8 protein-coding genes and 1 pseudogene are annotated in these 11283 nt (G+C 67.5%); 5 read left to right on the top strand and 4 right to left on the bottom strand.

The annotated features are described in order from the left end of the window. Together F0L46_RS24890 and F0L46_RS24885 are read left to right on the top strand one after the other, a co-directional pair. A partial coding sequence (locus tag F0L46_RS24890; RefSeq protein WP_188312141.1) for a LysE family transporter occupies positions 1–263 on the top strand: 263 nt, incomplete at its 5' end. 220 nt (positions 264–483) lie between these two features. Beyond that, positions 484–738, top strand: a complete 255-nt coding sequence (locus F0L46_RS24885; protein ID WP_149822315.1) for a SemiSWEET transporter — start codon at positions 484–486, stop codon at positions 736–738. 102 nt (positions 739–840) lie between these two features. On the opposite strand, the pseudogene F0L46_RS24880 reads toward F0L46_RS24885, so the two are convergent. The 4 genes and pseudogenes from F0L46_RS24880 to F0L46_RS24865 all read right to left on the bottom strand — a co-directional run. Then, positions 841–1197: pseudogene (locus F0L46_RS24880) on the bottom strand (GNAT family N-acetyltransferase); the annotation flags it as partial. Then, positions 1194–1841, bottom strand: a complete 648-nt coding sequence (locus F0L46_RS24875) for a CatB-related O-acetyltransferase (RefSeq protein ID WP_149822314.1) — start codon at positions 1839–1841, stop codon at positions 1194–1196. The gene F0L46_RS24875 and the pseudogene F0L46_RS24880, both read right to left, overlap by 4 nt. A 360-nt stretch (positions 1842–2201) precedes the next feature. Continuing rightward, a complete protein-coding gene (locus tag F0L46_RS24870; RefSeq protein ID WP_240540151.1) occupies positions 2202–2720 on the bottom strand; it encodes a sigma-70 family RNA polymerase sigma factor in 519 nt (172 codons plus the stop codon). A gap of 518 nt (positions 2721–3238) precedes the next feature. After that, on the bottom strand, positions 3239–3538 hold the full coding sequence (locus tag F0L46_RS24865) for a SemiSWEET family sugar transporter (protein WP_149822312.1): 300 nt from the start codon (positions 3536–3538) through the stop codon (positions 3239–3241). Positions 3539–3809: 271 nt separating this feature from the next. On the opposite strand from F0L46_RS24865, the gene F0L46_RS24860 reads away from it, so the two are divergent. The 3 genes from F0L46_RS24860 (at position 3810) to F0L46_RS24850 (ending at position 11077) form a co-directional block, all read left to right on the top strand. Next, positions 3810–5957: a hybrid sensor histidine kinase/response regulator family protein gene (locus tag F0L46_RS24860; RefSeq protein WP_188312140.1), complete on the top strand. Its 2148-nt coding sequence runs from the start codon at positions 3810–3812 to the stop codon at positions 5955–5957. Positions 5958–6121: 164 nt separating this feature from the next. Further along, entirely contained in the window at positions 6122–7903 is a 1782-nt protein-coding gene (locus tag F0L46_RS24855; RefSeq protein ID WP_149822310.1) for a sensor histidine kinase, read from the top strand. An 81-nt stretch (positions 7904–7984) separates the two neighbouring features. Further along, positions 7985–11077, top strand: a complete 3093-nt coding sequence (locus F0L46_RS24850; protein ID WP_149822309.1) for a PAS domain-containing protein — start codon at positions 7985–7987, stop codon at positions 11075–11077. Positions 11078–11283: the final 206 nt, after the last annotated feature.

The raw sequence follows: 11283 nt of genomic DNA, 5'->3' as shown, positions 1-11283 counted from the left end.
ACCCGCACGTCTACCTCGATACGGTCCTCCTTGTGGGGTCCGTCGGCGCCTCGCACCCACCGGCCGCCCAGCCCGTCTTCATCGCTGGGGCCGCGCTCGCGAGCGCGGCCTGGTTCGCGGCCCTGGGCTACGGGGCTAGGGTGCTGGCGCCTTTGTTCGCCAGGCCCGTCGGTTGGCGCGTGCTCGACCTCCTGGTCGGGACCATGATGCTGTCTCTCGCCACCGGGCTTATCTGGGGCGCAGTACGGAGGACCGCGCTATGAGCTCGCTCGACGTGTTGAGGGCATCCGCCAGCTCGTCCGCCGGCATCGAGCCCGCGCTCCTCGCCCGACCCCCAACGCAGGAACAGAGTGAGCCGCCTCGACGACCGGTGACAAACGGACGTTGAGGAGGCGATCCTTTGGCTTTCTTTTCAGCTCAGCTGAAACTGAACAATCGAGGATTGGGTTAAGTAGTTTCTTCCCCTCAAAATAAGCAAGAGCAATGGCCCTCCTCGACTATGCCGGCTACGCGGCCGCGCTGTGCACGACCTCCGCTTACGTCCCGCAGGTCCTAAAGGTCTGGCGCACCCGGACTACCAAGGACATCTCGCTCAAGATGTTCCTCGTCCTGGTGACGGGTCTCGCGCTCTGGCTCACCTACGGCGTCCACAAGGGCGAGATGCCGCTCATCGTGGCCAACAGCATCACCTTGTGTCTTGCGGGCACCATCCTCGCCTTCAAACTCAAGCACGGTTGAGGGGATTGGGGCGTCGGCGCGGCGGATCATGCGAATGAGAGGGTGCGGGAGCCCCTCGTCGTCGACCTCCCTGCGGCCCACGGCGATGAAGCCCAGGCGCGCATAGAATGCCCGTGCGCCCTGGTTCGCCTCGTAGACCTCGACTGCGATCTCACCCTTGAGGTCCGCCGCGTGCAGGACAAGTTGGCCCCCGATGCCTGTGCCGTGAGCCTGAGGATCGACGAAGAGGCCGCCGATGAAAGCGTCGATGAGGCCGATGAAGCCGAGGATCCGACCGTCGTGCTCCGCCACGACGGTCCGGGCCCGAGGCAGGTACACGTCACCCACGAGCGCACGCTGGCGCGCCAGCACATCCGCGCCTAGGAATGGATGTCCCTGCCGAGATGCGGCCTCCCAAATGGCGAGGCAGGCCTCCCGGTCCTTAGATAAATAGGGACGTAGGTGTAACGCGGCTCTCATCGGTCACATTCCGTCGATACCCAGCGTTCCAGGTCCGTGACGCTGCCGGTTGCGATCACCCGAGCGCATTCGCTGACCCGCTCGATGGGCCAGTTCCACCAGGCGATACCGAGCAGGGTAGCGATCTCCGCCTCGGAGTGCCGGAAGCGAATGACACGAGCGGGGTTGCCGGCGACGACCGCGTAGGGCGGCACGTCCGCGGTAACGACGCTCTTGGCCGCGATCACGGCTCCATGCCCGACCGTGACGCCCGGCATGATCGTCGCTTCGAAGCCGATCCAGACATCGTGCCCGATGGTGATGCCACCCCGGTTTGGCCAAGCATCAGGAAGTGCGTGCTCCCAGCCCTGCCCGAAGATGCCGAGCGGGTACGAGGACACCGTGTCGGTGAGGTGGTTGCCCCCGTTCAGGATGAACGTCGCCCCGTGCGCGACGGAGCAAAAGCGGCCGATGACGAGCCGGTCGCCGATGAAGGGGAAGGCGTAGCGCACGTTCTGCTCGAACGAGAGCGGGTCGTCAAAGGAGTGGTAGTAGGTGTAGTCGCCGACCTCGATTTGGGGGTTCGAGACGGTGGCCTTGAGGAACACCATCGAGGGCTGCGACGGGATGGGGTAGACGGAAAGCGGATTGGGACCGACCGGCATGGTTGGCTCCTGCGTGTATTTGCTGACGAGGGATGAGGGCCAGGGCGCGCGGGGGGCACCGGTCGGGGCTGGCGTCGGGCCGCGCTCGTCAGTGGATAACGTCAGGAGACCTCCAGGTTGGAGCAGTGCGTCTAGCAGGAGCCTTGGCCGTAGGAAAGTGGCTCGCTTTGGACCTGAGGCCCGTCGAGTGCTCCAACGCACCGGTGTCACGGATCGGTTCACACCACCTACGTGCCGCCGACCTTGAGCGCTCCTCCGCTCTCCGGAGGCACTCGTCCCCGGTCTCTGGCTAATGCCGGTTCTTGCCTGACACCGCCCAGCACCGGGCCCAAGCGTTTCAGGCTTCTTGGAACCGCGTTCTCACGCTGCGCACAGGGCGGTGCCTGGGCCCACCTCTTCGATAGGGACGACACCCAGGATCGCAGCCAAGTGGGCACGGGCGCGGCAGACCCTGCTCTTCGCCGTCCCGAGCGGGCATCCCATGATCTCCGCCGCTTCTTGGTAAGAGAGGCCCTCCGCGCCGACCAGCAGGATGGCTTCCCTCAGCTCAACCGAGAGCTCCGCGAGCGCCCGACGTAGGTCGGCGAGGTCGAGCCACGCCTCCTGGGCCGCGGGCGTGGCGATCCGCCCCGCATGGATGCCCTCCGGGTCGTCGATCTCCCGCCCCGCCTTCCGGCACCGCGAGAGGAACGCGTTGCGCAAGATTGTGAAGAGCCAGGCATGGACGTTGGTCCCAGGCTCGAAGCGGTCCCGGGCCCGCCAGGCTCGTTCCACCGTGTCCTGAACGAGGTCGTCGGCCACGTCCGGATTGCCGCACAACGAGATCGCGAAGGCCCGCAGCGAAGGCAGGAAGGCGACGAGCTCGTCCCTCAGATCCACGTCGCGCGTCGGTGCCGGATGAGCCCGACGCAAGCGGTCAAGCCGGGACAGGTTCAAGTGCATGGACGAAACCGGGATCGGGGATGCAGATCATCCCTGGGCTCGCTCCAACGCCACGCCGTCGAAGACCGTTCCCAAGCCCTGTGGCCAGGGGAGCGGCGGATATAAGCCAATGTCCCGCTCGGGCGGTTTGGCCGCAATGCAGGCCGAACCGTCGGCGTGCACTTCCCGGCGGACGTCATGACGCCCAGGAACAGGAGTAGACCAGCGGTGTTCCCACCTCAGTGCCGGCTCAGACGGCGCCCTGGTGGGTATGGACATGACAAACGGCGACGATCCTGGTTTCCGATCTTCCGGCACCGAGCCCGCCGCTCTCCACCGTGGGCTTCTCTCTGCTTTTGGCGAGATGCTTAGGAGATCATACGGGGGTCTGGTCCGAGAGCCGCTGCCGGAACGACTAAAGCGACTGGTGGGCCGCTTCCACCTGTGATGCATCGAGCTTGCTGGTTCAGCCTCGCCTACGACGCCGAAGGGCCCAACGTGTCCGCGATCTGCTCCTTCTTGCGCTGGGGCAGGAGCTTCATAACGAGGATGAAGGCCGAGAGCGCAAGGCAGATCCCGTTGGTCAGGGTGAGCGGCCACTCGCCTTTTATGATCCCGTAGGCGAGCCACAGGGCGAAGCCAACAACCGTGATGATGTACATCTTGGAGGAGATGGCGCTTGTGTCGCGGGTTTTCACGATGCGCCAGGCCTGCGGCGCGAAGCTCGTGGTCGAGCATAACGCCGCGAGGTAGCCGACGACGGTGACGATGTCCAAGTGGCGTGCCTCCAGGCCGAGTACCCCAGGCTAACGCCGTGACCAAACACTGGTTCTACCGTCCCGGACCTCGCGGGCATCTACCCGTGATCGATCCGATCCGTTAGGTTCGTGGCGACCCGCGCTGCATGCCGCGCGCACTGGCGCCGGCCCGTCCGGACGGGGCCGACCCACGACAAGGATGATCCCGCTTGCACACCGTTCCGCGCGCAACGAGTACCCGGGCGCAGGCAGCGCCCCCGTGTGGCGTTCGCGTCCGGCTGGTTCCGTGATGCCTGACCAGAAGCGCGCGCTACGTCCGGAGCACGCCCGCGCCGTCGGGCTCATGCGCCTGCTCCTGGCGGCCACCATCCTGGTGCCCATGGCCCTGTTCGCCTACGCGGCCTGGTTCAACCATGCGGCTGCCCTGCGCAACGCCGAGGACCGTCTCGGGCGCGCCGTCGAGGTGCTCCAGGAGCACGCGCTGCGCGTCTTCGAGACGGTCGAGCGCAGCCTTGCCGAGACCGACGAGATCGTGCGGGGGCTCTCAGACGAGGATATCAGGCGCGACGAGGCGCGCATCGGCGCGCGCCTGAGGCAGATCTCGGAGTCCCTACGCCAGATCCAGTCGGTCTGGATCTTCGACGCGGACGGACGCGCGCTGGTCACCAGCGTCGTCTCGCCCGTGCCGCGGACCGACGTGACCGACCGCGGCTATTACACGGCCCATGTCGAGCGCGACATCGGCACCTACATCGACCAGGTCCTCGTCTCGCGCGTCACGGGCAACCTGTTTTTCAACGTCAGCAGACGCCGGCATAGCCCGGACGGGCGGTTTACGGGTGTGACCGCCGCCGCTGTGTATCCATCTGCGATCAAGGAGTTCTACGCCCGCCTCGCCGGCTCGATTGCCGACCAGTTTGCCTTGGTCCGGGCGGACGGCGAGTTCCTGGCCCGCTACCCGTCCCCCGACGACAGGCCGGTTCGCCTCGACGCCAACTCCGTCTTCGCCCGATCTATCCGGACCCAGCCCGAGGGCGGCACGTTCGATGCCACGTCCCAGGTCGATAGGATTGAGCGCAGGTTCGTCTACCGCAAGCTCCCGGGCTACCCCGTTTATGTCCAGGCCGGCATCTCGACGGCGACGATCCGCGCCGAGTGGCTGTCCGCCCTGGCGAGCCAGCTCGCGTTCGGCCTGCCCGCCACTCTCGTCCTGATCGGGATCAGCTGGTTGGCACTCCGGCGCACCCGCACCCTGTACGAGGAGGCAGCCCGGCGCGAGGCGGCCGAGGGAGCGCTCCAGCAGGCCCAGCGCCTGGAAGCGGTCGGGCAGATGACGGGCGGCATCGCCCACGACTTCAACAACCTGCTGATGGTGGTGAGCGGCGGCGTCGACCGGCTGCGACGCGACCTCGTCGACCCGCGCCAGCGGCGCACCCTCGACATGATCGGCGCCGCTGCCAAGCGCGCGGAAGGGCTCACGCGACAGCTCCTCGTCTTCTCGCGCCGGCAGGCGCTGGCGCCGCAGGTCGTCAGCCTGCCCGATGCGCTGTCCGGCATGAGCGACATGCTGCGGAGTTCGCTCCGCGGCGACATCGAGCTCGTCGTCGACGCCCCAGAGGATCTATGGCGGGTGCGGGTCGATCCGGGAGAGTTCGAGATCGCGGTGCTGAACCTGGCGATGAACGCCAGGGATGCAATGCCCAGAGGCGGACGCATCGAGATTTCGGCTCGCAACCAACCTGGCGGAACAGGCGACCGGGTCGCGCTCACCGTGTCCGACACGGGCGCGGGCATCCCACCCGAAGTTCTGCCGCGGATCTTCGAACCGTTCTTCACGACTAAGGACGTCGGCAAGGGCACGGGCCTCGGGCTGTCCCAGGTCTATGGCTTCGCCCAGCAGTCGGCGGGAGAGATCACGGTCGAGAGCCGCCCGGGACGAACTACCTTCAGGCTTGTCCTGCCCCGTTGCCTTGAGACGACCGAGCATGCCCCGGTGTCGAAGCCCATAACCCCCAGCGTAGGGCGTGGGCGGGCGCTCCTGGTCGAGGATAATAGCGACGTTGCGGAAGTGAGCGCTGGCCACCTGCGCGACCTAGGGTTCGAGATCGACGTGGTCCCGGATGCCGGCAGGGCGCTGGAGCGCCTCGGATCCGGCTCGTACGTGGTGATGGTGTCGGACGTTGTCATGCCCGGCGGCGTCACGGGCCTCGACCTTGCCCGCGAGGTGCGCGCCCGGCATCCTGGGTTGCCGATCCTTCTGGTGACGGGCTATTCCGCGGTTGCCGATGAAGCCGTTGCAGAGGGGTTCACCCTCCTGCGAAAGCCCTACGACCTGCAGGAACTTGCAGGAGCTCTCGACGGAGTGCTGGCGTCAGCGGCTCACAACGAGGATGCCTTGACTGGTAGTCCGAGCCAAAGGACGGGAACGAAGGGCTAGGGGCCGTCGCGGGGGAGCCGTCGTGCGAGGCGCTTCCCGCCGCTGACGGACGAGCGGCAGGGCTGTCCCCAGGGCGCTCAACGGCCCCGCGCGGGGTTGATCCGCTTATAGCCAAGCGGCATGGGTAAGCTATGGTTTAGATCCGGTACGAGCAGACAGCGCGAATGACAACACCAGCAGCCGTGATTTCTCTAGGAAAGGTACTCGCGAGCACATCGGAGGTACATGCCTTCGATGTAGGTGACGACGCGGCTGCCCTGGTCGATGGGCTGCTTGACCCGTTCTACGCCCTCGACGCTGACTTTTGCGTCACCCTGTTCAACCGGGCCGCGGAGGAGCACTTCGGCCTCAAGCGGGCCGAGGTGTTGGGCCGTTGCATCTGGGACCTATTCCCGGGCCAGGTCGGCGGCGAGTTCGACCGGCGTTTTCGGCAGGTGCTCGAAACCGGCGTTGCCGACGTGTTCGAGACCGCCTCCATCGCCCGCGCCGATAGCGTTGTGCTGTTCCGGGTGTCGCGCTACCGGTCCGGCCTGGCGATCTCGTTCCGCAACATCACCCCGGTTCGACGAACGGAGGAGGCGCTTCGCCAGAGCCAGGCACGCTTGGAGATCGCCACGACCGCGGCCGAGATCGGTGTGTGGGACTGGAACCTCGTCACGAACGAGATGGTGTATTCGGAGCGGGCCAAGGCCGTGTACGGCTTTTCGCCCGGCCTGCCCGTCACCTTCGAGCAGGTCCGGGACGCGACCCACCCGGACGACTATCCTGAAACGTCGGCCCAGGCTCGACGGGCCACGGACCCCGAGCAGCGTGACAGGCGCCCGTACGAGTACCGCATCATCCGCCCGAGCGACGGTCAGGTCCGCTGGCTTCTGGCCCATGGTGAGGCCGTGTTCTCGAAGGTTGGCGAGTTCGAGCGGGCCGTGCGCTACGTCGGCACTATCCAGGACATCACCGAACGAAAGCAGGCGGAGGAAGCCGTCCGCGCGAGCGAGCGCCGGCTTGTTCTTGCCGTCGAGGCTGGCCGGATGGCGGTGTGGGAGTACGACGTCGCGACCGACTCGGTGCAGGGCTCGCCCGAGCTGAACCGCCTGCTGGGCTTTCCGCCCGAAGCGACTCCAACGGCCAGCGAAATGCGGGCCCGGTACTACCCCGGGGAGCAGGAGCGCCTGCAGGAGATCGGCACTGCGGCCCTGCAACGGGGCGACCGTTTCTTCGAGGCGGAATACCGCTATGTCTGGCCAGACGGCGACGTCCGGTGGCTTATGCTGCGGGCTGAAATCATCCTCTCGGTAGCGCAGGCGCCGGAGCGAGTCATCGGCGTCGTCCTTGACGTGACCGAGCGCAAGCGGGCGGAGAGCCGCCAGGACCTGCTCATCAATGAGCTGAACCACCGCGTGAAGAACACGCTCGCGACCGTGCAGGCATTGGCGCGCCAGAGCTTCCGTGACGGGACCGAGGGCGGGCCGAGCCAAGCCTTCGAGGTGCGTCTCCTCGCTCTGTCACGCGCCAACGACCTCCTCACACGGCGGAACTGGACCGGTGCGTCGCTTCGGGAGATCGTTGACCAGGCTCTTGCGCCGTACGCCGAGACCGGGACCGACCGCGTCGTGGTCGCAGGGCCGGACATCATCCTGCCGCCGAATATGAGCGTGTCTCTCGCCCTGGCGCTGGGCGAGCTGTGCACGAACGCCGCCAAGTACGGCGCGCTCTCCACGCCGACCGGTCGCGTCTCGATCACCTGGTCCGTCGACGAGCAGGGGACGCAGCTGAAGCTCACGTGGACGGAGCGGGGCGGCCCGCCGGTCCGCCCCCCAGAGCGGCGGGGCTTCGGGTCCCGGTTAATCGAGCGCCTTCTCGCTCAGGACCTGAACGGCGAGGTACGCCTCGCCTTCGATCCGGAGGGGGTGACTTGCACTGTCGAGGCGGTGGTGCAGGGCCAGTGACCGTTTTCTCGATTGCAAGGTGTGACGCATGGTCGAACGACCCGGGTGGCGCTATGTCTCGCAGGTGAGGAACGGATCCCCTTGAGCCAACCAGCCCGACTGCCCTCCCTACGGTCGCGCCTCGTCCTGCTCGCGCTGGCGATCCTCGTCCCGGCCCTCTGCGCGTCTGCCCTAATGCTCTACGCCGGCTACCGCCACGGCCGGCTGGAGGTGGAGAAGCACCTTCAGGAGACAGCTCGCGCCCTGTCCCTCACCGTCGACCGGCAGCTCGGGCAGGCCGAGGCCCTGCTCTGGTCACTGTCCGCGTCCCCCATGCTCCGGATGGGCAACTATGCCGGCTTCGATACGCTGGCCCGGGAGGCCGTCCGGATCCCGGGAGCCTGGGTCGTGGTCGAGGAGGACGGCCACCAAATCGTCAACACCCGCCTGCCGCCCGGCAGCACCCTTCCCAGCCCCGGAACGGCTTACCGGCAGGGCGTTGAGCCTGGACAGATCCGGATCAGCAACCTGTTCACGGGCACGGTGGCAAAGCAGCCGACCGTTTCAGTCGACATCCTGGTCGATGTGGGCGGTGGCCGCCAGCGCCACCTTTCCGTCATCATGCAGGCCGACACGGTGGCCCGGATCCTAGCCGATCAGGCACTCCCGAACGGGTGGGTCGGCGCCATCGTCGACCGCAACGGAGCGGTCGTGGCGAGATCCCCCGATCACCAGCGATTCGTGGGCCGGCCCGCTACGGGTGACAACCTCGAACGCATCAAGGCCGGCGTCAGCCAGGGCGTGTTCGAAAGCGTCAATCTCACCGGTGTCGAGACGGTGCTGGCGCTCTCCCGATCCCCGGCTTCGGGGTGGACGACGATCCTAGCCGTTCCCCGGGCGGAACTCTCGGCAGGGATCAAGCAGCTTGCCTTATACCTCGCCGGCGCTGCCGGGCTTCTGGGCATCCTCGGGGCGGCGCTGGCAGTCCACGTCGCCCGGCGGATCGCCCGCCCAGTCGAGGCCCTGGTGGCCGATGCCGAGGCGCTCGCCCACGGAGACTGGGCGCCGGCGTCCCCTGCTGGGTCTGTGCCCGATACCCAGGAGACGGCGGCTCTCCGGCGCGCCTTCCAGGACGCCTGCGCGGCCGTCGGCCAGCGCGAGGCGGAACGCGGCCAAGCCGCGGCAGCGCTCAAGGAGGCGAACGCCACGCTGGAGGCTCGCGTAGCCGAGCGCACTCGGGATCTCGCGCTGGCCAATGCGAGCCTACAGGACAGTCAGGCGGTGCTGGCCGACCGCGAGGCGCTCTATTCGAGCGTGTTCCGGTTCAACACTGACGGCCTGTTCGTCGTCCAGGTCACCTCGGACGCGGAGCTCCTCGTCGAGACCTACAACCCGGCCATCGAGATCCTGATGGGCAAGCCCGCCGAGGAAGCCCGGGGGTTGCCGCTTGCCGAGGTGGTGCCCCCGGCCCTGCTGCCGCTGATTGAAGGGCGGCTGCGCGAGTGTCTCGCCGCCGGCGAGCCGATCTCCTACGAGCGCTCGTTCGCCTTCGCGGCGCGTCGTGGCGTCTGGGCCGTGACGCTCGTGCCGATCCGGGACGCCACGGGCCGGATCGTGCGTATCCTGGGCTCGAACCGCGACATCACCGATGCGCGGGAGGCCGAGGCCGAGATCAAGGCGGGGCGGGACCGCTACAGCGCCCTGTTCGAGCATTCTCCTCTCGATCTGACCCTCATCGACGTGAGGCCCGACGGCGCCTTCATCTACGAGGACGCCAACCCGGCCGTGCTGCGCTCTCTCGGCTTCCAGCGCGAGGCATTCATCGGGCGTCAGGCGACCGAGCTGTTCCCGGCGCAAGCGCCCTTCCTCTTGGAGCGCTACCGCGAGTGCGTTACGACCCGAACCCTCGTCGAGTACGAGGCTGTCATCCGGGCACCCGTCGGAGAGGTCGTGCGCCGGACGGTGCTGGCGCCGCTCGTGGATCGGGACGGACGGGTTGCCAAAATCTTCGCGACCTCGATGGACCTCACCGAGCAGCGCCGGATGGAGGAGCGCCTCCGCCGGTCCGAACGCATGGAGACCGTGGGCCAGCTCACCGGTGGCATTGCGCACGACTTCAACAACCTCCTGACCGTCGTGATGGGCAACCTCGACATGCTCCGGCGGGCCAAGCCCGAGCGGGCGCCGCGTATGATTGAGAATGCCCTCGCGGCCGTCGAGCAGGGACGCCGGCTCACGGGCCAGCTCCTGGCGTTCTCGCGCCGCCAGCCGCTCAAGCCGGAGGTCGTCGACCTCGCCGCGCTTTTCGGACGCATGGACGGACTTCTCGCCCAGTCATTGCGCGGGAACATCGCTCTGGAGATCGACGTCGCCGAGGGGCTGTGGCCCGTTCAGGTCGACCCGACCCAGCTGCAATCCGCGCTCATCAACCTTGCCGTGAACGCGCGCGACGCCATGCCGGGCGGCGGCGCGTTCCGCGTCCGTGCCCAGAACCGGGTGTCGCAGGAGGCCAACGGGGCCGAGGGTGTCACCATCCAGGTGACCGACACCGGCACGGGTATCGCGCCGGAGGACCTGCCGCGCGTCTTCGAGCCGTTCTTCACCACGAAGGAGACCGGCAAGGGCACGGGGCTCGGGCTTGCCCAGGTCTACGGCTTCGTGCAGCAGTCGGGTGGCTCGGTCGACATCATGAGCGAGCCGGGGCGCGGGACGACGCTCATGATCATGCTCCCGCGAGCGTCCCGACCAGCCCCGATGCTGTCGGCGACAGCTCCAATGGCCTCTATGGAGCGCGGACAGGCACTTCGCATCCTGCTCGTCGAGGACAACAAGCAGGTGGCGGAACTCGCGACCGAGCTACTGCAGGAGGCCGGGCACGAGGTCGTGGCGGCTACGACGGGACGGGACGCGCTGGACCGTCTCACGGTCGATGCAAACGTCGACCTGGTGTTCTCGGATCTGGTGATGCCGGGCGGGATCGACGGCGTCGAGCTGGCCCGCATCATCCGGCGTCGATGGCCCGATCTGCCCATCTTGCTCGCCACCGGCTACAGCTCCGAAAGCGCCAAGGCACAGCGCGAAGGCTTCCGGTTGCTGTCCAAGCCCTACGAGCCTGCGGCTCTTCTGGTTGCGGTGTCGGAGGTCACGGCCGCCGCGCGGCCCACTGCAAAGGTGATCCCATTGCGGCCAGCTTGAGAGGTAGCTCCGCGGGCACCCCAGCCATTCCGCTGTGTCCGCGGCGGAGACGGGACGACTCGGTGGGTAGCGAGTTACGGGTAACGCTACCCACAACCCGCTACCATGCAGGCCGGAGACTTAGGCCATTCGCCCCCGGATGCGTTGGAGATCCCGGCGCAGGCGCTCGTTCTCGTCCCGGACTTGGCGGAGGCGCGCCTCGGCGG

The organism is Salinarimonas soli, assembly GCF_008386575.1.
Classification (GTDB): domain Bacteria; phylum Pseudomonadota; class Alphaproteobacteria; order Rhizobiales; family Beijerinckiaceae; genus Salinarimonas_A; species Salinarimonas_A soli.
Note: the sequence above shows the minus strand (reverse complement) of the source record. Positions and strands in the feature narration are given on the sequence as shown.

Coding starts and splice junctions, on each gene's coding strand:
- F0L46_RS24885 (WP_149822315.1), top strand. CDS start 484: ATGGCCCTCCTCGACTATGCCGGCTACGCGGCCGCGCTGTGCACGACC.
- F0L46_RS24875 (WP_149822314.1), bottom strand. CDS start 1,841: ATGCCGGTCGGTCCCAATCCGCTTTCCGTCTACCCCATCCCGTCGCAG.
- F0L46_RS24860 (WP_188312140.1), top strand. CDS start 3,810: ATGCCTGACCAGAAGCGCGCGCTACGTCCGGAGCACGCCCGCGCCGTC.
- F0L46_RS24855 (WP_149822310.1), top strand. CDS start 6,122: ATGACAACACCAGCAGCCGTGATTTCTCTAGGAAAGGTACTCGCGAGC.